The organism is Serratia sp. JSRIV002 (genome assembly GCF_019968725.1).
Lineage (GTDB): Bacteria > Pseudomonadota > Gammaproteobacteria > Enterobacterales > Enterobacteriaceae > Chania > Chania fonticola_B.
This window is the reverse complement of the sequence record NZ_CP074143.1, coordinates 871681-896767: the sequence shown is the minus strand read 5'-3', so window position 1 is coordinate 896767 and position 25087 is coordinate 871681. Positions and strand designations below refer to the sequence as shown.

Genomic DNA, 25087 nt, shown 5'->3' with positions numbered 1-25087 from the left:
TTCGATTATCATACCTGTCATTTATCTCTGCGCCTAACGACGACGCAATCGAACGGCAGGATTTAACACTAGCGCAACGCTGATGAGTGATATAGTCTCTGACCGTTTGCCGGACATGACGCCTCTGATGACGGAACACCAATACCGCGTATGAAAAAAAGTTTCCCAACACTGCTGGCCACGTTGATTTGGACGGCAATTTATAGTCAGCACGCGCTGGCAGATCTGGCCGAGCAATGTATGCTCGGCGTGCCTGTTTACGATAAACCGTTGATCAGCGGCGACCCCAACAGCCTGCCGGTCACCATCATTTCCGATGATTCAGAAGCCAACTATCCGAACAACGCACTGTTCACTGGCAACGTCAACGTCGAACAGGGCAACAGCACCCTGACGGCGAAGCAGGTTGAGCTGAAGCAGACGCAAAAAGATGGGCTACCGGATCCGATCCGTACCGTTACCGCCACCGGTGACGTGAACTACGCAGATAATCAGATCAAACTGAAAGGCCCTAAAGCCTGGTCAAACCTGAACACCAAAGATACCGACGTCTATCAGGGCGACTATCAAATGGTAGGTCGCCAAGGGCGTGGTGACGCCGACAAGATGAAGATGCGCGGCCAAAACCGCTACACCATCCTGGAAAACGGTACCTTCACCTCTTGCCTGCCTGGCGATAACAGTTGGAGCGTAGTGGGCTCCGAAGTGATCCTCGATCGCGAAGAAGAAGTGGCCGAAGTGTGGAACGCCCGCTTCAAGATTGGCAAGGTGCCGGTGTTCTACAGCCCCTATTTGCAGCTGCCAGTGGGCAATAAACGCCGCTCCGGCTTCCTGATCCCCAATGCCAAATATGGTAGTAATAACGGCTTCGAGTTCATGCTGCCGTATTACTGGAACATTGCGCCAAACTTTGATGCCACCATCACCCCGCATTACATGACGAATCGTGGCCTGCAGTGGCAGAACGAATTCCGTTATCTGCTGCAACCGGGTCTGGGCACCATGGCCTTCGACTGGCTGCCAAGCGATAGGCAGTTCGAAAAAGACCATGGGGATGTCGACGACAGTAAGCGTTGGCTGTTCTACTGGGGCCATAACGGCGTAATGAATCAGGTGTGGCGTTTCAACGTCGACTACACCAAGGTCAGCGACCCTTATTACTTCACCGATCTGGACTCCAAATACGGCTCCACCACCGATGGCTACGCCACGCAGAAATTCAGCGTCGGTTATGCCGATGAGAACTGGGATGCTACGTTGGCTTCCAAGCAGTTCCAGATCTTCAGCGGGGTGGGCAACCAAAACGCCTATCGTGCACAGCCACAGTTGGATCTCAACTACTATAAATCGGATATTGGCCCGTTTGATTTCCACACCTACGCCCAGGTTGCCAACTTTACCAGCGTCAACCCAAATAACCCGAAAGCCACTCGTTGGCATGTAGCACCGGCGATCAATCTGCCGTTGGCCAACAGTTGGGGTAGCCTGAATACCGAAGCCAAACTGATGGCGACGCATTTCCAGCAGACCATCCCGAACGGTTTTGCCGCCGACTATGCCAGCCGTAACCCGGGGAGCCCGGTTCCCGATCTGGAAGATTCGGTCAACCGCGTACTGCCGCAGTTCAAGACCGACGGCAAAGTGGTGTTCGAACGCCCAATGGATTGGTCAGAAGGTTTTACCCAAACCATTGAGCCGCGTATGCAGTACCTGTACGTGCCTTATCGCGACCAAAGCAACATCTATACCTATGACTCAACCCTGCTGCAAACCGACTACTCAGGCCTGTTCCGCGACCGTTCCTACAGCGGCCTTGATCGTGTCGCCTCGCAGAACCGCGTAGCAGCCGGTGTCACCTCGCGTATTTATGATGACGCACTGGTTGAACGTTTTAACGTATCCGTAGGTCAAATCTACTACCTCAGTCGCTCGCGGACCGGGGATCAAAGTAGCAACTTTGATAATAGCGATGATACCGGCAGCGTCGTCTGGGCTGGTGACACCTATTGGAAGATTGACGATCGCTGGGGCCTGCGTGGTGGTGTGCAATACGACACCCGTCTCGATAGCGTCGCGTTAGGCGACGCGGTTGTGGAATATCGTCAGGATCAGAATCGCATGGTGCAGTTGAACTATCGTTATGCCAGCCCGGAATATATTTCGGCAACCCTGCCGGATATCAGCAACCCGGGCTATCAGGACGGTATTTCACAGGTCGGTATGGTGGCCAGTTGGCCGATTGCCGATCGTTGGGCGGTGGTCGGGGCGTATTACTACGATACCCGTGCGAAACAAACCGCCAACCAATTGGTCGGCCTGCGTTATAACACCTGCTGCTGGGCGGTTAACGTGGGTTATGAGCGTAAGATCACCGATTGGGACAACGGCAATCAGGTCAGCAAGTACGATAACAAAGTTTCATTCAACGTCGAGCTGCGCGGCTTGAGCAGCGATCACAGCCTTGGCACCAATGAAATGCTGCGCTCGGGTATTCTGCCTTACCAGCGCGCATTCTGATATTGATTAACGAATTGAAAAAAAACAACTTTCACCCGCATTTGCGGAAACAGATAACGGGAAATGTATGAAGAACTGGAGAACGCTTCTTCTCGGATTGGTGGTTTGTGCCAATACCGCGTTCGCAGCACCGCAACAAATGGATAAAGTCGCCGCCGTCGTCGATAACGGCGTAGTCCTCGAGAGCGACGTGAACGGCCTGATGCAATCGGTGAAACTCAACGCACAGCAGGCTGGCCAGCAATTGCCAGACGACAATACGTTGCGTCACCAGATCCTTGAACGTCTGATTATGGATAACATCCTGCTGCAGATGGCGCAAAAAATGGGGATCACCGTCAGCGATGCCGATCTGGACAAGGCGATCGGCAACATCGCCGCCCAGAACAAGATGAGTCTGGATCAACTGCGTAGCCGCTTGGCGTATGAAGGTCTGAACTACAACACTTACCGTGCGCAGATCCGCAAGGAAATGCTGACCTCGGAAGTGCGTAACAACGAAGTGCGTCGCCGTGTCACCATCCTGCCACAGGAAGTTGACGCGTTGGCCAAACAGGTCGGCGCACAGAACGGCGGTGAAACCGACATCAACATCAGCCACATCCTGATCCCGCTGCCAGAAAACCCATCGCAGAAGCAGGTTGATGAAGCCGAAGCGCTGGCAAAACGTCTGGCGGGTGAAGCGACCGGCGGTGCCGATTTCGGCAAACTGGCGATCACCTACTCTGCCGACTCACAGGCGCTGAAAGGCGGCCAGATGGGTTGGGGTAAACTGCAGGAAATGCCAACGCTGTTTGCTGAACGTCTGTCCAGTGCCAAAAAAGGCGACGTGGTTGGCCCAATCCGCTCCGGCGTCGGCTTCCATATCCTGAAGGTCAACGATATCCGTGGCGGTACCCAGTCGATTTCCGTGACCGAAGTGCATGCCCGTCATATCCTGCTGAAACCTTCAGTGGTGATGACCGACGATCAGGCACGCGCCAAGCTGCAAGAAGTGGCAGCGGCCATCAAGAGCGGCAAAGCGAAGTTTGAAGACGAAGCCAAACAGCTGTCACAAGATCCAGGCTCTGCCCTGCAGGGCGGCGATCTGGGTTGGGCTTCGCCAGACATGTACGATCCTGCCTTCCGCGATGCGCTGCTGAAGCTGCAAAAAGGCCAGGTCAGCGAGCCGGTACACTCTTCCTTTGGCTGGCATCTGATCCAGTTGATGGATACCCGCCAGGTGGATAAAACCGATGCGGCGCAGAAAGATCGTGCCTACCGCATGCTGTTTAACCGCAAGTTCGCCGAAGAAGCGCAAACCTGGATGCAGGAACAACGTGCCGCTGCTTACGTGAAGATCCTCGATGGAAGCAATGCACCACAATAACCGTATCGTCATCACCCCCGGCGAGCCTGCCGGGGTTGGGCCGGATTTGGTCACCGTACTGGCACAACAGGATTGGCCTGTTGAGCTGGTGGTGTGCGCCGATCCGGCCTTGTTGCTTGAGCGCGCCCGCCAGTTGGCGTTACCGCTCACGCTGCGCGACTACCAGCCAGGCCAGGCTGCACAGCCCCAGCGTGCCGGGACATTAACGGTATTGCCCGTTGCAGCCCCGGAGGCCGTGGTCGCTGGTGAACTTAACGTCGCCAACAGCGCCTATGTGGTCGAGACTCTGGCACGCGCCTGTGACGGTTGCCTGAACGGTGAGTTCGCCGCGCTGGTTACTGGCCCGGTCAACAAAAGCATCATCAACGACGCTGGCGTCGCCTTTACCGGCCATACCGAGTTCTTTGCCGATCGCAGTCATTGTGAACGGGTGGTGATGATGCTGGCTACCGAGGAACTGCGCGTCGCTCTGGCAACGACCCATCTGCCGTTACTTGCAGTCCCGGGCGCCATTACCCAACAGAGCCTGTTCGAAGTGATCACCATTCTCGATCGGGATCTGAAAAACCAGTTTGGCATCCCACACCCGCTGATTTACGTCTGTGGGCTAAACCCACACGCGGGGGAAGGCGGCCATATGGGCCGTGAAGAGCTGGATGTGATTATTCCGGCTTTGGACGAGCTGCGCAGCCGCGGTATCCAACTGATTGGCCCGCTCCCGGCGGATACGCTGTTCCAGCCCAAATATCTGCAACATGCAGATGCGGTGCTGGCGATGTATCACGATCAGGGCTTGCCTGTACTAAAATACCAGGGGTTTGGTCGGGCGGTGAATATCACCCTCGGTTTGCCTTTTATCCGTACCTCGGTCGACCATGGTACCGCGTTGGAACTGGCTGGCAGCGGCACTGCCGATGCAGGCAGCTTCAAAACGGCCTTGGCTCTCGCCATTAAAATGATAATTAACAGCAATGAATAATAGAGTCCACCAAGGGCACTTTGCCCGCAAACGTTTTGGACAGAACTTTTTAACCGATCAGTTTGTCATCGATAGCATTGTCTCAGCCATTCACCCACAGCCGGGCGAAGCGGTAGTCGAAATCGGCCCAGGCCTGGGAGCCTTGACCGAGCCGGTTGGCGCACGGATGGACCGCATGACGGTCATTGAACTTGACCGCGATCTGGCGGCTCGCCTGGCCAATCACCCACAGCTAAAAGACAAGCTGACCATTCATCAGCAAGATGCCATGACGGTGAACTTCGCCGAGCTGGCAGCCGTAGAAGGCCAATCGTTGCGCGTGTTCGGCAACCTGCCGTATAACATCTCGACGCCGCTGATGTTCCACCTTTTCAGCTATACTTCCGCTATCCGCGACATGCATTTTATGCTGCAAAAAGAGGTGGTCAACCGTCTGGTTGCCGGCCCAAACAGCAAGGCATACGGGCGTTTGACCGTGATGGCGCAGTATTATTGTAACGTTATTCCGGTGTTGGAAGTGCCGCCGACAGCGTTCGCACCGCCGCCTAAAGTCGATTCTGCCGTGGTTCGTCTGGTACCACATCTGGTGATGCCCAATATTGTCGGCGATGTGCGCATGCTCAGCCGTGTGACCACCCAGGCATTTAACCAACGCAGAAAAACCATCCGCAACAGCCTGGGCGATCTTTTCACCCCGGAACAGTTGACGGAACTCGGCGTCGATCCGACGCTCAGAGCAGAGAATATTTCTGTAGCGCAGTACTGTAAGCTGGCTAACTGGCTTTCACAACAGCAGGCGCAGCAGCAATAAAGGAGCAGTTGTCATGATTGATTCGCCCCGTGTATGTGTGCAGGTACAGAGTGTGTATGTAGAATCACAATCGATTCCTGAGGAAGAACGTTACGTCTTCGCGTATACCGTTACCATCCGTAATCTGGGGCGCTTTGACGTGCAACTGCTGGGCCGTTACTGGCTGATCACCAACAGCAACGGCCGCCAAACCGAGGTTCAGGGCGAGGGGGTGATCGGTGAACAGCCCATTATCCGGCCCGGCAGCGAGTTCCAATATACCAGCGGTGCGATACTCGAAACCCCGCTGGGCACCATGGAAGGCCACTATGAAATGGTTGATCAGCAGGGTCAGCCATTCCGTACCGCCATTCCGGTGTTCCGTTTAGCCATCCCTACGCTGATCCACTAATATGTCGACATATCTTATCGGCGACGTTCATGGCTGTTTCGATGAACTGCAGTCGCTATTAGCTCAGGTTGATTTCGATCCCCTGCAAGACCAACTTTGGCTGACTGGCGACCTGGTCGCCCGTGGCCCTGGCTCGCTCGAAGTGCTGCGCTACCTCCGCTCTCTCGGCCCGGCATTGCGCATGGTTCTGGGTAACCATGACCTGCACCTGCTGGCGGTGTACGCCGGTATCAGCCGTAACAAACCCAAAGACCGCATTACCCCCTTGCTCGAAGCACCTGATGCTGACGAGTTGATCAACTGGCTGCGTCGCCAACCAGTGCTACAGGTGGATGATGAACGCAAACTGATCATGGGCCACGCCGGCATTACCCCACAGTGGGATATCGAGACCGCACAGATGTGTGCCCGTGAAGTGGAAGCGGTACTCAGCAGCGACAGTTATCCGTTATTTCTGGATGCGATGTACGGCGATATGCCCAACAACTGGAGCCCAGAGCTGAGTGGGCTTGCACGCCTACGCTTTAGCACCAATGCCTTGACCCGCATGCGCTATTGCTTCCCTAACGGCCAGTTGGACATGATCTGCAAAGATGCGCCGGGCACCGCTCCCGCTCCGCTGAAACCCTGGTTTGATCTGCCGCGTCTGGTCGATCCCGAGTACAGTATCATCTTCGGTCACTGGGCTTCACTGGAGGGCAAAGGCACGCCGGAAGGCATCATCGGTCTGGATACCGGCTGCTGTTGGGGTGGGGATTTGACCCTGCTACGTTGGGAAGACAAGCGCTACTTTACCCAGCCAAGCAACCGCCGTGATGCGATAGACGGCGCGGATACGCTGGCGGCTTCTTAAAACGACAATGGGCACCCAAGGGTGCCCATTTGATAGCTAACCCGCCTTAGCGGCGTTCCAGAATCTCAAAACAGTAGCCGTGCGAGTTCAGTGCGTCCGCATCGTGGAAGGCGCTGAATGAGGTTTCCCATTCGTCTGGCTCGTAATCCGGGAAGTAGGTATCTCCGCCTACTTCAGCATCGATATGCGTCAGATACATTCGGGAAGCCCGTGGCAGGAACTGGCTATAAATGCTGCCACCGCCCATCACCATCACTTCCTCCACCTCGCCAGCCGCAGCCAAAGCCTCCTCCAGCGAAGTTACCCAGGTCACGCCAGGTTCTTTACCCGGCTGGCTGCTTAATACGATATTATGACGGCCCGGCAAGGGACGGCCAATCGACTCAAAGGTCTTACGGCCCATAATCACCGGTTTATTTAACGTATTACGTTTAAACCACGCCAAATCCTCCGGCAGGTGCCACGGCATGGCATTTTCCATACCAATAACGCGATCCGCCGCCAAAGCAGCAATCAGGCTGATAATCATTGTTTAACCCTGTATAGGCAGCAAAATTGTTCACACTATACGTAAAGCCCCGGCCACCGTCGATAGACGAATCGAGCGATACTCATATATCGGACGGCTCTGAAGATAAACTCTAATAATCCCAGATCCTTAGAAAAATCCCTAAACGCCGGGACGTTTACGATACAGCCACAGACCCGGTACCGACAGGCCGATCGACAAGGCTCCCACGATAAAACAGGCTTTGAGGAAGTTAGAGATCATCACCGACATCAGGGCTTCGCTGTAGCCCAAATGCGAAATCTCCACCACGCTGATCATCGCGGTATAGGCTGAAATACCGGGGAACATCGGGATCACCGCCGCAACGGTGAACACCTTGGGATGCGCCAGCAGCCAGCGTGACCAATAAATGCCGATGATGCCGATCAGAATGGCGGCCAGGAACGAGCCCCACTCGATATTCATGCCAAAATGCATCAGCAGCATCCGCGATCCATGCCCCAGCGCCCCGAGCAAGGCACAATAGCGCAGCGCTCGTACCGGCACATTGAACACCATGGCAAAGCCGAGCGCGGGTACCGCCGCCAACAGCATGTCCTGTAACAGCGCCCACAGCAGGCTCATGACCACCCCCGCAAATCCCACAGCGACATCGCCATCACCACGCCGATGCAGGTTGCCAGCGTCAGCAGACTGGCCATCGCCCAGCGGGCCAGGCCGGTATTCACGTGGCCTTTAAACATATCGGCTACCGCGTTGATCAGCGGGAAACCGGGAACCAGCAACAGCACGCTGGCCGCCATCGCCACGCTGGAGGTTTGGTGGAAAAGCGGTACGCGTAACAGCAGGCCGGAGACCGACGTGGCCACAAAGGCCGTCAGGCAAAAGTTGATCAGTGGATTCATATGGCGAGCGGTCAGCATCTGGCGCACAAACATCGCCAGGCCGCTGGCCATAAAGGTAACCGCAAAAGCATCTGGCCCGCCGCCGTTGAGCATGCTGAAACAGCCACAGGACAACCCCACCATCAGCACCACCAGCCAACGCGGATAGCGCAACGGGCGGATCTTTTCAAAGCGCCGAGCTACGTCATGGACGTCGGCCAAATGGTGTTCCGCCAGGATCACAATGTGCTGTACCTCGGTCACCATTTGCATGTTGATCCCGCGATCGACGTTCTTCCGTGTGGTGGTCAAGCAGGCATCATTGCTGATGGTGGTCAGCACCACGGCGTTGGCCGAGATGGAGCTTTCTACGCTATCCATGCCAAGCGCCAGGCCCAAACGAGTCGAGAGTTGTTCCACCACCATACTTTCCGCCCCGTGCTGTAGCAGCAGCAACGCACACTGAATACACAGACGGGTGATTTCACGCTGTTGCTGGTTTACACCGGGTAGCTCTGCGGTTAATTCCTTTTTCATATCGCTCAATCACTTCCTCTTAATGAAGCCCCATCATATAACCAGAGATTAGTGTAATAGGTTGATGCACGTCAGGAGGAGTGGCGTTATTATCAGCAGAATTAGGCCTTTTTCAGAGACTCGCTCATGCTTGAAACCTCATTGTTTGTCGCCGGTATTGCCACACTCGGCATGCTTTCCCCCGGGCCAGACTTTTTTCTGGTGATTAAAAATGCGGCGCGCTATCCGCGCCTGGCAGCAATGATGACCGCGTTCGGCGTGATCTGCGGCGTGGCAACTCATATGTCTTACTGTGTCGCGGGCCTGGCGGTAGTCATCACCACCACGCCGTGGTTATTCAACGTGCTGAAATACGCTGGTGCGGTGTACCTGATTTGGGTCGGCATTCAGGCCCTGTTATCACGCGGGGGTAGCAAGATGAACGTCAGCAGCCTGCCTCAACAACAGGTCAGCCTGAAAAGCGCCTTTGTACAAGGTTACCTGTGTAATCTGCTCAACCCGAAAGCCACGCTGTTCTTCCTGGCGGTGTTTACCCAGGTACTGCAAATCAACTCCGGCCTGGGTGAAAAGCTGTGGTACGCCGGAATTATTTTCGGCCTTTCCGCCGTTTGGTGGCCGGTGCTGGTGTTTTTGATCCAAAGCGGGCCGGTGCGCCGTGGGCTGGAGAAAACACAGAAGGTGGTCGATAAGCTGTTGGGCGGGATGTTAATCGCCTTGGGTATCAAAGTCGCGCTGAGCTGAAAAACCGGCGAGGGTAAAACCCTCGCCAAGCTATTACCCTTTCGCCTCTACGACCTCTTCCTCCGGTGCTTTGCCATCAATACTGCCGCGCCAGCCGTTTTGCTGCACGTGAGATAGGCGCTTCTGATCTTGCTCGATGGCCGACGACAGCATTTCTTTAGCCCGTTGCAGGCTGGCGACACGGAACTCGGTATCTTCGTAGTTCTCTAGCGTATCCTCCAGCATCTTCAGGTTATAACGCCGGAAGGTATCCGCCTTTTCACGAGCTTCGTAGGCGTCCAGCCCCAGCAGCTCGAGAGTTTCTCTGCCGATCAGTAACGAGCTTTCAAAGGTTTCCCGTGCGGGTTTCTCCACCCCCAACTGCCGCAATTGATACCAGTGATCCACATCGCGGGCACGCGCCACCACTTTCAGGTGCGGGAAATGGCGTTTGACCAACGCCGTCAGTTGCAGGTTGGCTTCCACATCGTCGATGGCGTTAATCAGGATTTTGGCATGTTCTGCCCCCGCGGCTTCCAACAGATCGGCTCGCGTCGCATCGCCATAGAACACCTTGGTACCAAATTTGCGCAGCGTTTCGATATGGTCCGGATCGTGATCCAACACCACGGTATGCACGCCGTTAGCCAGCAGCATACGGCCGGCGATCTGGCCAAAACGGCCAAAACCGGCGATGATCACGCTGGCATTCTCTTCGTCGATCACGTCTGCCGGGCGTTCGTCCTGTGGGGCATTCTTGGCCAGGCGAGCGGCAACCACCAGCAGCAATGGCGTAGCGGCCATCGAAAGTGCAACGGCCAACGTCAGCGATTTAGCCCATTCGAGCGGTAATACACCGGCCATCTGCGCCGCAGCAAAGATCACAAAGGCAAACTCACTGCCCTGCCCCAGCAAAATGGCGAACAGCCCGCGCTGACGCTTGGGTACCCCAAGCATCGGCGCAACCAGCCACAGCAGTGCCGCCTTCAGCAGCATAAAGCCCAGCAACAGCGAGGCGATCAGCAACGGATGATGGAACAGCGTGCCAAAGTCGATCGACATCCCCACGCCGATAAAGAACAGCCCAAGCAGCAGGCCTTTAAATGGCTGAATATCGCTTTCCAGCGCATGGCGGTATTCGGAACTGGCCAGCAACACGCCAGCCAAAAAGGCTCCCATCGCCATCGATAGCCCAGCCATCTCCAGCAGAATGCCAAAGCCAAACACCAGGAACAGCGCCACGGCGCTAAAAACTTCACGCATGCCGGAACGCGCCACAAAGTGCAGCAAGGGCCGGGTCACATAGCGCCCCAGTAACACCACGACCGCCAGCGCCCCCACCACCTTGGCGGCAGAAAACACAAAGGCACCCAGCGTGGTAGCCGCACCGCTGCTGGCTAGCAGTGGGATCATCGCCACCAAGGGAATGGCAGCAATATCCTGGAACAACAGCACCGCAAACGAACTGCGGCCAATGGGTGAAGGCGTCAGGTTACGCTCACTCATCGCCTGCATGGCGATCGCCGTAGAGGAGAGAGCCAACGTCAAGCCAATCAGCAAGGCCACCTGCCAATTCAGGCCGAGGAAATAGCAGAAGGCGCTCAGCACCAGACCGCATCCCACCATCTGGATGCTCCCACCGCCAAAGACCGCTGCCCGCAGCGTCCACAACCGCCGGGGATCCAGCTCCAGCCCGATGATAAACAGCATCAATACCACGCCGATTTCGGCAAAGGTCAGTATCGACTCGGGATCGGAAACCAGTTTCAACCCCCAGGGGCCAATGACGCAGCCCGCAATCAGGTAGCCAAGTACCGATCCCAATCCCAGGCGTACGGCAATCGGCACCAACAGTCCGGCCGATCCCAGATAGATCAGCCCTTCAATCATCATCGAGTGGTTATCCATGCACGGACTCCTGCTCTGCTGCTGGATCACTGTGTTCCATCAGATACTGCACCAGCCGCTGGCGATAGGCTTCTCCAGCGGCGATCAAGGCCGGTTCGTTACAGGTAAAGGTGTTGTGCACGGCAAAATACGGTTGCCACTTCATACCGCAGTAAATCGCTGTGGCCTGCAGCGGCTGGCCCAGTGCGGCAAAGTTGGGGTAATCGCCCAACGCGAAATGCTGCTCATCTCCGCCGCTGGTGACCGCCCATAGGCAGTCTTTCCCCACCAGGGCGTTGCCCTCGTGGCCATAGGCCCAGCCATGCTCCAGCACTTTGTCGATCCACAGTTTCAGCAACGGCGGCAGGCTGTACCACTGCATCGGATGCTGTAAAACCACCATATCGGCCCGTTCCAACGCCCGCTGTTCGGCGTTGATATCGATATTAAAATCCGGATACAGTTCATACAGTGCACGAACTTCCACGCCGGGAATGTCTTTTACCGCCTGTAGCAACCGTTGGTTGGCATGAGAATGCCGAGGATAGGGATGGGCGTAAATAATCAGGATCATGCGCTTCTCGTTGTTGCGTTTCATACAACGAGTATATACCAGTCATAGTGTCGCCATTACTGGCATGAAAACTTGCTGGCTCACGATGCCCCCATCCCCTGATCGTCAGGATATGGGGGCGATATGGCATCACCGGCTTACGGCAGTGACTGATTCAACGTGTTGATAATCTCAAACAAACGGTCAATTTCCTGGTGGGTGTTGTAGTGCATTAATCCGATCCGCACGACACCGCCACGTTGCTCCAGACCCAGTTGGCGGACCAGCCCCAGCGCATAAAAATGCCCGTTGCCGACACAAATATTGTGTTCTCCCAACGCCTTGGCAACCTCTTCAGGCAGCCCGTACGCAAACGTCACGGCAAAAGTCGGGGTCCGGCGGTTGGCATCGGGCCGATCGATACCGTACAAGCGCGCCCCCTTCACTTGCCGTAGTTTTTCCAGGAAATAAGCGCTGAGCGCTTCTTCATGCTGGCTGAGTTGGCTAAAGCTGTCTTGCAAGCGCTGGCGCAACGGCGCACCGGGTTCTCCCCACTGAGCCAGGTATTCGATCGCAGCAGTCACTCCCGCAAGCCCTTCAAAACTCTGAGTTCCCGTCTCGAAACGCCCAGGGCCAAGATCGGTGGCCGGCTCGACCTTGTAAGGACGTAACGTTTGTAACCACGGCGTAGCCAGATAGGCAATCCCGACGTGTGGGCCAAAAAACTTATACGCGGAACACAGGAGTATGTCGCAACCCAACGCCTGAACATCAATCAGACGATGTGGAGCATAGTGCACAGCATCTACATAAACCAAAGCGCCTACCTGGTGCGCCGCCTCAACGATACGCTTTAAATCCACGATCGAACCTGTGGTATTTGACGCATAGGTAACAGCCACCAATCGGGTTTTGGCGTTAATAAGCGCACAAAGTTTATCGACGTCTAACGTACAATCCTGCTCATTAACCGGGGCCTGATGAACAACGACCTGTTTATCGGCAGCGGCCTGTTGCCAGCTCGAAACGTTCGCATAGTGATCCAGAGCGGTGACGATCACCTCGTCCCCGGCTTGCCAATCCCGGCTGATGGCGCGGCTCAGTTGAAAAGTCAGTGAGGTCATGTTGGCGCCAAAGACAATATTGTCGGCCGAGCTGGCATTCAACAACGCCCGAACAGACTCTCTGGCTTGTAACATCACTCGCTCAGTGGCTTTACTGGAAAAATAGTGTCCCCCCAAGTTGGCATTATGGTGGCCCAAATAATCGACCATCTTGTCTAACACCGTGCGCGGGACCTGTGAGCCACCGGGGCCATCAAAGAACACCACGCTTTTTCCTTGATACAGCTGACCCAGAGCGCTAAATTGCATCCGGCTTTGTTCAGGCGTAAATTTCATGCCACCCTCGCTGTCAGAACAAAAACATCCATATGCCCTTCTTTATCTGTCTCGACGGCACGGATTGGGCAGGCGTTATGCCACAACTTACTGTCTGCAATCATGGCAACTTCGCCATTTTCCAACACCTTACGGAAAAATGGCTCTTCGCGATTGCTGTTATAGAGCAGGATATCCCCGCCGACAATGTTATGCCTGTCGATACCGACTATCGCGATGTAATCAAAACCATCGCGATGGATACCTTCCGGTGCCACCTGAGTTTCAACATAGGTGGTGGTAATGCGGATTTGGTGGATCTCTATCTCCTGGTTGTCCGGTAGGTCATTGCTATTAACAAAGACCTCGCACATTTCGCGCATCCCCTCATTTTGCCAGGTCGTGGTCAAGAGCGGTTCGAATTGGCGGACGATATTGCCCTGAAAATGGTTGATATCCTCAGACTGTACAAACTCATGTTTGCCCGTCTCTACCACCAAGCCTTGCTGAAAACGCAGGACCGAATAACGCCGCAGGCGGTACTTGCCATCCGCATGCTGGGTGTGGGGAAGCGTGTTGAATGAAGGAGCCAGTTGAGCAATCCCTTCCTGGCTAAGATGGGTGATCTGCAGGATATTCTCGTGTTTGTTGAGCATGATGACACCTTATTGAACAGGCCTGTTTCACAACAGAAAATAACAGTAATCACCATTAAAAATAGATAAAGATAATGGGATATCAAATTTGTCATCCCAATAATATGACGCACCCCCACAAAATCAGCACAAGCCGCAAACCGCAACCTTTGGGTTGCTGCGGCAACAAAAAAGGCGCTGCAAAAGCAGCGCCTCAGTGGCAACCAAGTTATTAACTTACTTGGTGATACGTGCGTGTAGTTCCTGCACCGAAGTCACCTGCTCGGTTGGATCGGCCTTCATCGCCATCGAGGTGGCAAAACCACCGTTCATCGTGGTGTCGTAGTGCACTTTATACTGCAGCGCACTGCGGCGGATGAGCTTGGAGTCTTCAATCGCCTGACGCCCCGCAGTGGTATTCACGATGTAGGTATACTCGCCGTTCTTGATGCGATCCTGAATGTGCGGACGCCCCTCATGCACCTTGTTGACCAGGCGTGGGTTAATCCCCGCTTCGCCCAGCACCACTGCGGTGCCGTGGGTAGCATCCAGTTCAAAGCCCTGTTTGAGCAGGCTGGCAGCCAAATCCACTACGCGAGCCTTGTCCCCACTGCGTACCGACAGCAGCGCACGGCCTTTCTTCATGCCGGAGTTACTGCCCAACATCGCTTTGGAGAAGGCTTCGGCGAAGGTGCGGCCAACGCCCATCACTTCACCGGTCGAGCGCATTTCTGGCCCGAGGATCGGGTCAACGCCTGGGAACTTGTTGAACGGCAGCACCACTTCCTTGACCGAGTAGTACGGCGGGATAACCTCTTCGGTCACGCCCTGTTCGGCCAGTGATTTACCGGCCATCACGCGCGCCGCCACTTTCGCCAGCGCTACGCCGGTCGCCTTGGAAACGAACGGCACGGTACGTGCGGCACGTGGGTTCACTTCGATCAGGTAGACTTCGTTGTTCTTCACCGCAAACTGCACGTTCATCAGACCACGGACCTGCAGTTCAAACGCCAGTTTTTCTACCTGCTGGCGCATCACGTCCTGGATCTCTTTGCTCAGCGTGTAGGCTGGCAGTGAACAAGCGGAGTCACCGGAGTGAACGCCAGCCTGTTCGATATGCTCCATGATGCCACCAATCAGCACGCGCTCGCCGTCACAGATAGCATCCACATCCACTTCTACCGCATCGTCCAGGAAGCGGTCCAGCAGCACAGGCGCATCGTTGGACACGCTAACCGCATTCTGGAAGTAACGGCGCAGGTCGATGTCGTCATAAACGATCTCCATCGCGCGGCCACCCAGTACGTAGGATGGGCGAACCACCAACGGATAACCGATACCGGCCGCTTTCTCAACCGCCTGCTCGATGGTTGCCACGGTGGCGTTGGCCGGCTGCTTCAGGCCCAAGCGGTTAACCGCCTGCTGGAAGCGCTCACGGTCTTCGGCACGGTCAATCGCATCCGGGCTGGTGCCGATAATCGGCACGCCTGCCGCTTCCAGCTCACGCGCCAGTTTCAACGGGGTTTGCCCGCCGTACTGCACGATCACGCCTTTTGGCTTCTCGATGCGCACGATTTCCAGCACGTCTTCCAGCGTCACCGGCTCGAAGTACAAGCGATCCGAGGTGTCGTAGTCGGTAGAGACGGTTTCCGGGTTACAGTTGACCATGATGGTCTCGTAGCCGTCTTCGCGCAGCGCCAGCGAGGCGTGTACGCAGCAATAGTCGAACTCGATGCCCTGGCCGATACGGTTCGGGCCACCGCCCAGGATCATGATTTTCGGACGATCGTTGGTCGGGTTGGATTCACACTCGTCTTCGTAGGTGGAATACATGTAGGCGGTGTCGGTTGCAAACTCTGCCGCACAGGTATCCACACGCTTGTAGACCGGATGCATGTTGAAGCTGTGGCGCAGCTTGCGGATTTCGCTTTCCGCTACGCCAGCCAGCTTGGCCAGGCGCGCATCGGCAAAACCTTTACGCTTGAGCGTACGCAGGAAATCAGCGTTCAGGCCGTTGATGCCCGCTTCGGCAACCTGCTCTTCCAGACGCACCAGCTCTTCAATCTGCACCAGGAACCAGCGGTCGATGTTGGTCAGGTTGAACACACCATCGACGGACAGACCGGCGCGGAAAGCATCGGCGATATACCAGATGCGATCTGAACCGGCATCTTTCAGTTCACGGCGGATCTTGGTCAAGGCTTCCGGATCGTCCAGGCTCACTTTCGGATCGAACCCGGTCGCACCCACTTCCAGCCCACGCAGCGCTTTCTGCAACGACTCTTGCTGGGTGCGGCCAATTGCCATCACTTCGCCGACCGACTTCATCTGGGTGGTCAGGCGATCGTTGGCTCCGGCAAACTTCTCGAAGTTGAAGCGCGGGATTTTGGTGACGACGTAGTCAATGGAAGGTTCAAAGGAGGCTGGCGTACGGCCACCGGTGATGTCATTCATCAGCTCATCGAGGGTGTAACCCACCGCCAGCTTGGCGGCGATCTTGGCAATCGGGAAGCCGGTGGCTTTCGAGGCCAGCGCCGATGAACGGGATACGCGTGGGTTCATTTCAATCACGATCAGGCGGCCGGTTTTCGGGTTCACCGAGAACTGCACGTTGGAGCCGCCGGTTTCCACGCCGATCTCACGCAGTACCGCCATCGAGGCGTTACGCATGATTTGGTATTCTTTGTCGGTCAGCGTTTGCGCTGGAGCCACCGTGATGGAGTCACCGGTATGGATCCCCATCGCATCGATGTTTTCGATCGAGCAGACGATGATGCAGTTGTCATTCTTATCGCGCACCACCTCCATCTCATACTCTTTCCAGCCGATCAGCGATTCATCAATCAGCAGCTCTTTGGTCGGGGACAGATCCAGACCACGTTCGCAGATTTCTTCGAATTCTTCACGGTTATAGGCGATCCCGCCACCGGTGCCGCCCATGGTGAATGACGGGCGGATAATGCAAGGGAAGCCCACATCGGCGGCCACCGCCAACGCTTCTTCCATATTATGGGCGATGCCGGAACGCGCCGTGTCCAGGCCAATTTTCTTCATGGCGATATCGAAACGGCGGCGGTCTTCGGCTTTGTCGATGGCATCGGCGGTAGCGCCGATCATGGTGACGCCGAACTCGGCCAGTACGCCCTGACGTTCCAGCTCCAACGCACAGTTCAGTGCGGTTTGCCCACCCATGGTTGGCAGCACCGCATCCGGGCGCTCTTTCTCGATGATTTTACGCACCACTTCCCAGTGGATAGGCTCGATGTAAGTGGCGTCGGCCATTTCCGGGTCGGTCATGATGGTGGCCGGGTTCGAGTTAACCAGCACGACGCGGTAACCTTCTTCACGCAGCGCCTTACACGCCTGAGCACCAGAGTAGTCAAATTCACACGCCTGGCCGATAACGATCGGGCCAGCGCCGAGGATCAGGATGCTTTTTATATCTGTACGTTTTGGCATGGCTTTTCTGGCTCCTGATTATTTGGCGTTGGTACGGTAAGTCTCAATCAGTTCGATAAAGTGATCGAACAGCGGCGCGGCATCGTGCGGGCCTGGGCTGGCTTCTGGGTGCCCCTGGAAGCTGAACGCGGCTTTATCGGTACGATGGATGCCCTGCACCGTGTGGTCGAACAGGGATTTATGCGTGACCCGCAACGTGCTCGGCAGATTATTTTCATCAACGGCAAAGCCATGGTTCTGCGCGGTGATCATCACGGTGTTGTTATCCAGATCCTTCACCGGGTGGTTACCGCCGTGGTGGCCAAGCTTCATCTTCATGGTTTTGGCACCGCTGGCCAACGCCAACAGTTGGTGGCCCAGGCAGATACCAAATACCGGGATATCGGTTTCCAGGAAGCGTTTGATGGCGCTGATGGCGTAATCGCAAGGCTCTGGGTCACCAGGGCCGTTGGACAGGAAGATGCCGTCCGGAGCCATTTTCAGCACCACTTCCGCAGGGGTTTGCGCTGGCACCACGGTGAGGCGGCAGCCGCGATCCACCAGCATACGCAGGATGTTACGCTTGGCGCCGTAATCGTAGGCCACCACATGGTAAGGCAGTTCGCCCGCAGGTTTGGCCTCCGGCAAATCGCCTTCCAGCGTCCAGCTCCCCTGTTGCCAGGCGTAAGCCTCTTTGGTGGTGACCTCTTTCGCCAGGTCCATGCCTTTCAGGCCAGGGAAAGCTTTGGCTTTCTGCAGCGCCAGTTCGGCATCGGTGAGGTCGCCCGCGATGATACAGCCGTTCTGTGCGCCTTTCTCACGCAGCAGGCGGGTCAGCTTGCGGGTATCGATATCGGCAATCGCCACGATATTGTGACGCTTGAGGTAATCGGCCAGGCCCATTTCGTTGCGGTAGTTGCTGGCAATCAGTGGCAGGTCGCGGATGACAAGGCCTTGAGCATGAACAGCGGAGGATTCTGCGTCGGAATCATTGGTGCCGACATTGCCGATATGAGGATAAGTAAGAGTAACGATCTGGCGGGAGTAGGAAGGATCAGTGAGGATTTCTTGATAACCGGTCATCGAGGTATTGAAGACCACTTCCCCCACTGCCGTACCTTCTGCCCCGATGGCCCGACCGTGGAATTGGGTTCCGTCTTCCAGAACCAATAGCGCTGACTTAATCAAAACACCCTCCGAGGAATAATCAATCACAATATTTGCATATTAATTCAGATTTCACGCCCTAAATCAATGCAAAAACCGCCCTCAAGGCCAATTTTTGGCAAATTGGGCGCATTTTAATGATGAGCGTCCCGCTTGTCTAGATAAAGCGCCATTTTTTCCATTATTTTTGCTGACCTCAGGGTTTTAATGGGGTCACAGGCACAAAAACATCAGCAAACTAGGCCGAGTAAACGGTTGCGAGACACAGTGACAGAAAAAATAGCTTAAAACAGCTAAAATCGGTGTGGGGAGCAATAAAGACGACGGAAAAAACAGGATTAAGACTGGATAACGCCAACAAAAACAGATTACAGCATTAAAATTAATCGTAAGCCTCATTTTCAATGTTAAAAAAAAGGACAATAAAATTATTGTCCGATTATCATATCATTATGATCAACACAACCACATCACGATGGTGTTCAATAAATTATAACTGGTCTAAACCGAGCACGTCTCGCATATCAAACAGCCCATTATGCTGGTTTGAGATCCAGGATGCGGCACGGACCGCGCCATTGGCAAACGTCATCCGGCTTGAGGCTTTATGGGTGATCTCTACTCGCTCGCCAATATCGGCAAACATGGCGGTATGTTCACCCACTATATCCCCGGCACGAATGGTGGCAAAGCCGATGCTCTTTGGATCGCGCTCGCCGGTATAACCCACACGCTCGTAAACCGCACACTCTTTCAGATCGCGTCCCAAAGCACCGGCAATCGCCTCGCCCATGGCTAACGCCGTTCCTGAAGGAGCATCTACCTTGTGGCGGTGATGAGCTTCCACAATTTCGATATCGGTATAATCGCCCATCACCTTGGCCGCTTTTTCCAACAGCTTGAGCACCACGTTGACACCCACGCTGAAGTTGGCGGCAAACACGATACCAATCTGCTGCGCAGCGGCCTGAATAGCCGCTTTACCCGCATCATCAAAGCCGGTGGTACCGATCACCATGGCTTTGCCGTGGGCCACGCAAAACGCCAGATGGGCCAGAGTGCCTTCCGGGCGTGTGAAATCGATCAGGATATCGAAATCATTGACGACCTTTTCCAGGTTATCGCTGACGGTGACACCTACTGCGCCAACACCAGCCAGTTCGCCGGCATCTGTACCAACCAGGCTAGAACCCGGGCGCTCCAGTGCTGCACCCAATACCACGCCCTGTGCCTGCTGCACGGCCTGTATCAATTGGCGCCCCATGCGGCCACCGGAACCCGCAATCGCGATGCGGATGTGTGAATCAGTCATACTTCGCTCTCTTTTATGGTCAAAAGCCACTCCTCGGCTATGGGTTCAGGGTAACTTCCCCACCCTGTCACTACCAGAGGATTTGCTTACGGATTAGAAAATTATGATATGCCCGGTATGTTATCAGTAACGCTGTCAATTGATTAACAATTACCCGATAAGTGTCAACCGTCAGGTGCTACATAATCATGCACTATTTATGCATTGCGATGAATGGCGATAAAGTCGATTTTTGCTCATTCTGCACGCTAATGGGCGAGCTCAATACTGCGACACCTGAAACCTGATGCCGGTGGGAGCCATTAACTTCAGCTAGTTAAAACGCAAAACGGGAAGCCAAGGCTTCCCGTTACTTAATGATATTGGCAACGATCAGTCGATCTGCTTGATATCCATGCGCAGTTCTTTCGGCACTTCAAACACGATGTTCTCTTCACGGCCGCTAAGCTCATGCACATCCTTGCCGCCCAAGGCTTTCAAGCGACTGATGACGTCCTGAACCAGCACGTCCGGCGCAGAGGCTCCGGCGGTGACGCCAATGTTGCTGGCGTCTTTCAACCAGGATTCCTGAATGTCCGCCGCCGAGTCGATCAGATAGGCTGGTTTACCCACACGCTGGGCAAGTTCCGCCAAGCGGTTGGAGTTGGACGAGTTCTTCGACCCCACTACCAGCACCACGTCGGCATCACCTGCCAAGCTGCGCACCGCTTCCTGACGGTTGGTGGTGGCATAGCAGATATCGTCCTTACGCGGCCCGATAATATCCGGGAAGCGCTTACGCAACGCATCGATCACGTCAGAAGTATCGTCCACCGATAACGTGGTCTGGGTCATAAAGCACAGGTTATGTTCGTTCTTCACCTGCAATTGCCAGACATCTTCCGGCGACTCAACCAGGTACATGCCCCCCTCAGGGTTGCTGTACTGGCCCATGGTGCCTTCCACTTCCGGATGCCCGGCGTGGCCAATCAGGATTGCTTCGGTGCCCTTACGGCTGGCCCGAGCCACTTCCATATGCACCTTGGTCACCAACGGACAGGTAGCATCAAACAGCATGGTCAGATCGCGGGCTTTGGCCTCGGCCCGAACTGCCTGTGACACACCGTGGGCGGAGAAGATCAGGATCGAGCCATCCGGCACTTCCGCGATCTCTTCGATAAATACCGCACCGCGCTCACGCAGGCTTTCGACCACGTAGCGGTTATGTACCACTTCGTGACGGACGTAAATCGGCGCGCCATAAATCTCCAGCGCACGTTCTACGATGCTGATCGCACGATCAACCCCGGCGCAGAAGCCACGCGGGTTAGCCAGCAATATTTGCATGCGCTTCCTCCTGCTGCGGGTCGATCTCCAGCACTTCGATATCGAAGGTCACCGGATGCCCCGCCAACGGATGGTTGAAATCAACGGTGATCGAATCTTCCGCCACTTCGCGCACCACGCCAGGCATTTCACTGCCGTCGATGGCGGTAAACAGCATGATGGTACCGACATCCGGCACGCCGGTTTCGTTGAAGTCGCGGCGTGAGAAGAACTGGATGAGATCCGGGTTCTCCGCACCGAACGCGGCTTCCGGTTGCAGGGTAAACGCACATTTGTCCCCTACCCGCAAACCGATCAACTGCTGTTCCAACGGAGCAGACAGGCTGCCATCGCCCAGGCGGAACAGCGCTGGTTTGCCGTTGCCCTGGGTGGATTCCGCGGTCGTTCCATCTGCCAGTTTCAGCGTGAAATGCACCAGCACTGCGCTGTTGCCGTTAACCTGAGCCGTCATATCACTTACCTTCGCTGTTGACGCTTTTCTTCGCTGGCAAGAACCCTTCCAGCACGATCATGGCGGCACCGACGCAGATAAAGCTGTCCGCCAGATTGAAGGTCGGGTAATGCCAGTTGCCGATATAAAAGTCGATGAAATCGACCACAAAGCCATGCCACAGACGATCAAACAGGTTGCCGAGCGCACCGCCGATAATAAAGGCATAGGCGATATTATTCAGCTTCTGCTGGGCACTGCTGCGATACATCATCACCAGCAGCACCACCACGATGGCGACCGCAATACCGGCAAAGAACCAGCGCTGCCAGCCACCGTGATCCGCCAGGAAACTGAACGCCGCACCGTAGTTACGGGCGTAGTACAGGTTGATTGACGGGAACAACGGCTGGGTCTGGCCCAGCACGAAGTTACTCAGGATCCACTGTTTGCTGAAAAAATCCAGCGCCAGCACCACCACTACCAGCCATAGCCAGCGCAAGCCGGTCGAACTTATCGGTCTACTCATCAGGCGCTTGATCTCAGGCAAAGTTACGTTTTTCGCCGTCACCGGCTACGTTGGTCACACAGCGGCCGCAAAGTTCTGCGTGCTCCGCTACCTGGCCGACATCGGTGGTGTAATGCCAGCAGCGCGGGCACTTCTCACCATCCGCTTTGCTGAATGCAATTTTCAGCCCTTTCAACAGTTCACTTTGCTGCGCATCGGCAGGAGCATCGGCAAACGGTGCTACGCTGGCCGATGAGGTCAGCAACACAAAGCGCAGTTCGTCCTGCAGGCTGTTCAGGCGTGCTGCCAGATCGCTATCGGCATACAGCGTAACCGCCGCCTCCAACGAACCGCCAATGTGCTTGTCCGCACGTGCCTGTTCCAGCACCTTGTTCACTTCGCCACGCACTTTCAGCAGATCGGCCCAGAACGCATCGTTCATGCCTTCGCCTGCCGCCAGCCCGAACAGACCGTCATACCACTCTTCGGTAAACACGTACTGCGCGCGTTTGCCTGGCAGGAAGGCCCAGATTTCATCGGCGGTAAACGACATGATCGGCGCCATCCAACGTACCAGCGCTTCTGCAATGTGGAACAGAGCGGTCTGGCAGCTGCGGCGGGCAACGCTGTCGCTTTTCGCGGTGTACTGACGGTCTTTAATGATATCCAGATAGAAGGACCCCATTTCCACCGAGCAGAACTGCATCAGGCGCTGCACCACTTCGTGGAAATCGTAGTTGGCATAGGCCTGCTCGATATCCTGCTGTGCGGCCATTGCACGGCCTACAGCCCAGCGATCCAGTACCACCATCTCTTCCGGTGCCACGCAGTCAGTGCTTGGATCAAACCCGTTCAGGTTGGCCAGCAGGAAACGCGCGGTATTACGGATGCGGCGATAAGAATCGGCAGCACGCTTGAGGATTTCGTCGGAAACCGCAATCTCGCCGGTGTAGTCGGTAGAAGCAACCCACAGGCGCAGAATGTCGCCACCCAGCTTGTTCATCACGTCCTGCGGGCTGACGGTGTTGCCGATTGACTTGGACATTTTGCGGCCCTGACCATCGACGGTAAAGCCATGGGTCAGCACTTCTTTGTAAGGAGCCTTACCCTTCATGGCGGTCGAAATCATCAGCGATGACATGAACCAGCCACGATGTTGGTCAGAACCTTCCAGATACATGTCGGCAGAGTGGCCGTTGAATTCTGGACGCACGTCAACCACAGAAGAATGGGTTGAACCCGAGTCGAACCAAACGTCCAGCGTATCGGGCACTTTCACATAATCGGCCGCTTCGGCGCCGAGGATATCGGCAGCGTCCAGATCCCACCAGGCCTGGATCCCATCTTGCTCAACACGCTTGGCCACTTCTTCCATCAGCTCTACGCTGCGTGGGTGAAGCTGCTCGGTGTCTTTATGCACGAACAGGGACATTGGAACGCCCCAGGTACGCTGACGTGAGATACACCAGTCTGGACGGTTAGCCACCATGGTTTCGATACGCGCCTGGCCCCAATCCGGGATCCACTGCACGCCCTTGATCTCTTCCAGTGACTGCTTGCGCAGGCCCTTTTGATCCATGCTGATAAACCATTGCGGCGTGGCACGGAAAATGATCGGCGTTTTGTGGCGCCAGCAGCACGGGTAGCTGTGTTGCAGTTTTTCCACGTGCAGCAGAGCGCCTTTCTCACGCAGCAGCTCAACGATCAGATCGTTGGCCTTGAACACGAATTTACCATCCAGCGTTGGATAGGTGCCGGTCAGGTAGCAGCCGTTCGGACCAACCGGGTTGGCAACTTCCAGGCCGTATTTCTGGCCGATGATGAAGTCATCCGGGCCGTGACCAGGAGCGGTATGTACGGCACCGGTACCGGCATCCAGCGTAACGTGATCGCCCAGGATCGCCGGCACGTCAAAGCCCATAAACGGATGGGTAAAGCGCATCAGTTCCAGATCGCTGCCCTTGCAGCTGCCCAGCACTTCCCAATGGGTAATGCCTGCACGCTTCATCACGCTTTCTACCAGGTCCGCGGCCAGGATCAGGCATTGACCTTCAACCTGTACCAGATGGTAGCTGAACTCTGCATTCAGCGAGATCGCACGGTTGGCAGGCAGCGTCCACGGTGTGGTCGTCCAGATCACCAGTGACACCGGGCCATTCACGTTGGTTACACCAAACTTGCTGGCCACCGCCGCCGCATCAACCGCATGGAACGCGACGTCGATGGATGGCGAGGTTTTGTCGTAATATTCAACTTCTGCTTCCGCCAGGGAAGAACCGCAGTCCGTACACCAGTGCACCGGCTTGGCGCCTTTGAGCAGATGACCATTACTGATGATCTTGCCCAACGCACGGATGATGTTGGCTTCGGTTTTAAAATTCATGGTCAGGTACGGATGATCCCAGTCGCCCAGCACCCCCAGACGGATAAAGTCTTTCTTCTGGCCTTCTACCTGCTCGGCAGCATATTCACGGCATTTCTGGCGGAACTCTGCCGGTGTCAGTTTCTCACCCGGTTTGCCATACAGTTGCTCAACCTTCAGTTCGATAGGCAGACCGTGGCAGTCCCAGCCTGGAACATAAGGCGAATCAAAGCCAGCCATCCCTTTTGACTTGATAATAATGTCTTTGAGGATCTTGTTTACCGAGTGACCAATGTGAATGCTGCCATTCGCATACGGAGGGCCGTCATGCAGAATGAAGGATTTCTTGCCCTTTTTGGCGGCACGAATGATCCCGTACAGATCCTGTTCATACCAACGTGCGAGCATGCCAGGTTCACGCTTGGCGAGATCGCCACGCATCGGGAACCCTGTTTCCGGCAAGTTCAGGGTATTCTTGTAGTCACTCATTAGATTCTCGATCTCGTTTCGGTTCGTAG

The 25087-nt window shown here is 55.5% G+C and carries 21 protein-coding genes; 7 read left to right on the top strand and 14 right to left on the bottom strand.

The annotated features are described in order from the left end of the window. The first annotated feature begins 150 nt into the window (after positions 1-150). From lptD to apaH, 6 genes are all read left to right on the top strand, one after another. Positions 151-2517, top strand: coding sequence for an LPS assembly protein LptD (gene lptD / locus KGP26_RS04145; RefSeq protein WP_059199721.1), 2367 nt, complete (start codon positions 151-153; stop codon positions 2515-2517). 67 nt (positions 2518-2584) lie between these two features. Then, a complete protein-coding gene (gene surA, locus KGP26_RS04140) occupies positions 2585-3886 on the top strand; it encodes a peptidylprolyl isomerase SurA (RefSeq protein ID WP_094982160.1) in 1302 nt (433 codons plus the stop codon). Beyond that, complete coding sequence (gene pdxA, locus KGP26_RS04135) at positions 3873-4865, top strand: 4-hydroxythreonine-4-phosphate dehydrogenase PdxA (RefSeq protein WP_115159102.1); 993 nt, start codon at positions 3873-3875, stop codon at positions 4863-4865. Before surA ends, pdxA begins: the two co-directional genes overlap by 14 nt. Then, on the top strand, positions 4858-5676 hold the full coding sequence (rsmA, locus tag KGP26_RS04130; protein ID WP_021179275.1) for a 16S rRNA (adenine(1518)-N(6)/adenine(1519)-N(6))-dimethyltransferase RsmA: 819 nt from the start codon (positions 4858-4860) through the stop codon (positions 5674-5676). Before pdxA ends, rsmA begins: the two co-directional genes overlap by 8 nt. A 13-nt stretch (positions 5677-5689) precedes the next feature. Next, entirely contained in the window at positions 5690-6067 is a 378-nt protein-coding gene (gene apaG, locus KGP26_RS04125; RefSeq protein WP_039995481.1) for a Co2+/Mg2+ efflux protein ApaG, read from the top strand. 1 nt (position 6068) lies between these two features. Continuing rightward, entirely contained in the window at positions 6069-6920 is an 852-nt protein-coding gene (gene apaH, locus KGP26_RS04120; protein WP_094982161.1) for a bis(5'-nucleosyl)-tetraphosphatase (symmetrical) ApaH, read from the top strand. 46 nt (positions 6921-6966) lie between these two features. Here apaH and folA read toward each other — a convergent pair whose 3' ends face one another. The 3 genes from folA to KGP26_RS04105 all read right to left on the bottom strand — a co-directional run bounded on the left by folA (position 6967) and on the right by KGP26_RS04105 (position 8852). Beyond that, positions 6967-7449, bottom strand: coding sequence for a type 3 dihydrofolate reductase (gene folA, locus KGP26_RS04115; RefSeq protein WP_024483559.1), 483 nt, complete (start codon positions 7447-7449; stop codon positions 6967-6969). Between the two features lie 141 nt (positions 7450-7590). Beyond that, on the bottom strand, positions 7591-8055 hold the full coding sequence (locus KGP26_RS04110; RefSeq protein WP_021179271.1) for a threonine/serine exporter: 465 nt from the start codon (positions 8053-8055) through the stop codon (positions 7591-7593). Then, entirely contained in the window at positions 8052-8852 is an 801-nt protein-coding gene (locus KGP26_RS04105; protein WP_071682156.1) for a threonine/serine exporter ThrE family protein, read from the bottom strand. The genes KGP26_RS04110 and KGP26_RS04105 overlap by 4 nt, the downstream gene beginning before the upstream one ends. A 126-nt stretch (positions 8853-8978) precedes the next feature. Between KGP26_RS04105 and KGP26_RS04100 the strand changes: the two genes are divergently transcribed. Then, positions 8979-9593 carry a LysE family translocator gene (locus tag KGP26_RS04100; protein ID WP_021179269.1) on the top strand — a complete coding sequence of 205 codons (615 nt, stop codon included), beginning with the start codon at positions 8979-8981 and terminating at the stop codon, positions 9591-9593. 33 nt (positions 9594-9626) lie between these two features. Here the strand turns inward: KGP26_RS04100 and kefC are convergent, their stop codons facing one another. The 11 genes from kefC to ileS form a co-directional block, all read right to left on the bottom strand. Further along, positions 9627-11480 (bottom strand): glutathione-regulated potassium-efflux system protein KefC, encoded by a 1854-nt coding sequence (gene kefC / locus KGP26_RS04095; protein WP_021179268.1) that lies wholly within the window; start codon positions 11478-11480, stop codon positions 9627-9629. Then, complete coding sequence (kefF, locus tag KGP26_RS04090) at positions 11473-12033, bottom strand: glutathione-regulated potassium-efflux system oxidoreductase KefF (RefSeq protein ID WP_059201950.1); 561 nt, start codon at positions 12031-12033, stop codon at positions 11473-11475. Before kefF ends, kefC begins: the two co-directional genes overlap by 8 nt. A 137-nt stretch (positions 12034-12170) precedes the next feature. Next, positions 12171-13412, bottom strand: a complete 1242-nt coding sequence (locus tag KGP26_RS04085) for a cysteine desulfurase-like protein (RefSeq protein ID WP_094982162.1) — start codon at positions 13410-13412, stop codon at positions 12171-12173. Continuing rightward, complete coding sequence (locus tag KGP26_RS04080) at positions 13409-14047, bottom strand: 2OG-Fe dioxygenase family protein (protein WP_059199714.1); 639 nt, start codon at positions 14045-14047, stop codon at positions 13409-13411. Before KGP26_RS04080 ends, KGP26_RS04085 begins: the two co-directional genes overlap by 4 nt. Before the next feature lie 216 nt (positions 14048-14263). Next, a complete protein-coding gene (carB, locus tag KGP26_RS04075; protein WP_024527203.1) occupies positions 14264-17485 on the bottom strand; it encodes a carbamoyl-phosphate synthase large subunit in 3222 nt (1073 codons plus the stop codon). 18 nt (positions 17486-17503) lie between these two features. Then, positions 17504-18652 carry a glutamine-hydrolyzing carbamoyl-phosphate synthase small subunit gene (carA, locus tag KGP26_RS04070; protein WP_179249558.1) on the bottom strand — a complete coding sequence of 383 codons (1149 nt, stop codon included), beginning with the start codon at positions 18650-18652 and terminating at the stop codon, positions 17504-17506. Positions 18653-19121: 469 nt separating this feature from the next. Further along, positions 19122-19943 carry a 4-hydroxy-tetrahydrodipicolinate reductase gene (dapB, locus tag KGP26_RS04065; RefSeq protein ID WP_094982164.1) on the bottom strand — a complete coding sequence of 274 codons (822 nt, stop codon included), beginning with the start codon at positions 19941-19943 and terminating at the stop codon, positions 19122-19124. Positions 19944-20315: 372 nt separating this feature from the next. Beyond that, positions 20316-21269: a 4-hydroxy-3-methylbut-2-enyl diphosphate reductase gene (gene ispH / locus KGP26_RS04060; protein ID WP_021179261.1), complete on the bottom strand. Its 954-nt coding sequence runs from the start codon at positions 21267-21269 to the stop codon at positions 20316-20318. Further along, the gene (gene fkpB, locus KGP26_RS04055; RefSeq protein WP_094982165.1) at positions 21250-21720 is read right to left on the bottom strand and encodes an FKBP-type peptidyl-prolyl cis-trans isomerase; all 471 of its coding nucleotides are present in this window, start codon (positions 21718-21720) and stop codon (positions 21250-21252) included. Before fkpB ends, ispH begins: the two co-directional genes overlap by 20 nt. 1 nt (position 21721) lies before the next feature. Continuing rightward, positions 21722-22228 carry a signal peptidase II gene (gene lspA / locus KGP26_RS04050; protein WP_024527207.1) on the bottom strand — a complete coding sequence of 169 codons (507 nt, stop codon included), beginning with the start codon at positions 22226-22228 and terminating at the stop codon, positions 21722-21724. A 13-nt stretch (positions 22229-22241) separates the two neighbouring features. Beyond that, on the bottom strand, positions 22242-25058 hold the full coding sequence (gene ileS / locus KGP26_RS04045; RefSeq protein ID WP_094982166.1) for an isoleucine--tRNA ligase: 2817 nt from the start codon (positions 25056-25058) through the stop codon (positions 22242-22244). Positions 25059-25087: the final 29 nt, after the last annotated feature.

Coding starts and splice junctions, on each gene's coding strand:
- lptD (WP_059199721.1), top strand. CDS start 151: ATGAAAAAAAGTTTCCCAACACTGCTGGCCACGTTGATTTGGACGGCA.
- surA (WP_094982160.1), top strand. CDS start 2,585: ATGAAGAACTGGAGAACGCTTCTTCTCGGATTGGTGGTTTGTGCCAAT.
- pdxA (WP_115159102.1), top strand. CDS start 3,873: ATGCACCACAATAACCGTATCGTCATCACCCCCGGCGAGCCTGCCGGG.
- rsmA (WP_021179275.1), top strand. CDS start 4,858: ATGAATAATAGAGTCCACCAAGGGCACTTTGCCCGCAAACGTTTTGGA.
- apaG (WP_039995481.1), top strand. CDS start 5,690: ATGATTGATTCGCCCCGTGTATGTGTGCAGGTACAGAGTGTGTATGTA.
- apaH (WP_094982161.1), top strand. CDS start 6,069: ATGTCGACATATCTTATCGGCGACGTTCATGGCTGTTTCGATGAACTG.
- folA (WP_024483559.1), bottom strand. CDS start 7,449: ATGATTATCAGCCTGATTGCTGCTTTGGCGGCGGATCGCGTTATTGGT.
- KGP26_RS04110 (WP_021179271.1), bottom strand. CDS start 8,055: ATGAGCCTGCTGTGGGCGCTGTTACAGGACATGCTGTTGGCGGCGGTA.
- KGP26_RS04105 (WP_071682156.1), bottom strand. CDS start 8,852: ATGAAAAAGGAATTAACCGCAGAGCTACCCGGTGTAAACCAGCAACAG.
- KGP26_RS04100 (WP_021179269.1), top strand. CDS start 8,979: ATGCTTGAAACCTCATTGTTTGTCGCCGGTATTGCCACACTCGGCATG.
- kefC (WP_021179268.1), bottom strand. CDS start 11,480: ATGGATAACCACTCGATGATGATTGAAGGGCTGATCTATCTGGGATCG.
- kefF (WP_059201950.1), bottom strand. CDS start 12,033: ATGATCCTGATTATTTACGCCCATCCCTATCCTCGGCATTCTCATGCC.
- KGP26_RS04085 (WP_094982162.1), bottom strand. CDS start 13,412: ATGAAATTTACGCCTGAACAAAGCCGGATGCAATTTAGCGCTCTGGGT.
- KGP26_RS04080 (WP_059199714.1), bottom strand. CDS start 14,047: ATGCTCAACAAACACGAGAATATCCTGCAGATCACCCATCTTAGCCAG.
- carB (WP_024527203.1), bottom strand. CDS start 17,485: ATGCCAAAACGTACAGATATAAAAAGCATCCTGATCCTCGGCGCTGGC.
- dapB (WP_094982164.1), bottom strand. CDS start 19,943: ATGACTGATTCACACATCCGCATCGCGATTGCGGGTTCCGGTGGCCGC.
- ispH (WP_021179261.1), bottom strand. CDS start 21,269: ATGCAAATATTGCTGGCTAACCCGCGTGGCTTCTGCGCCGGGGTTGAT.
- fkpB (WP_094982165.1), bottom strand. CDS start 21,720: ATGACGGCTCAGGTTAACGGCAACAGCGCAGTGCTGGTGCATTTCACG.
- lspA (WP_024527207.1), bottom strand. CDS start 22,228: ATGAGTAGACCGATAAGTTCGACCGGCTTGCGCTGGCTATGGCTGGTA.
- ileS (WP_094982166.1), bottom strand. CDS start 25,058: ATGAGTGACTACAAGAATACCCTGAACTTGCCGGAAACAGGGTTCCCG.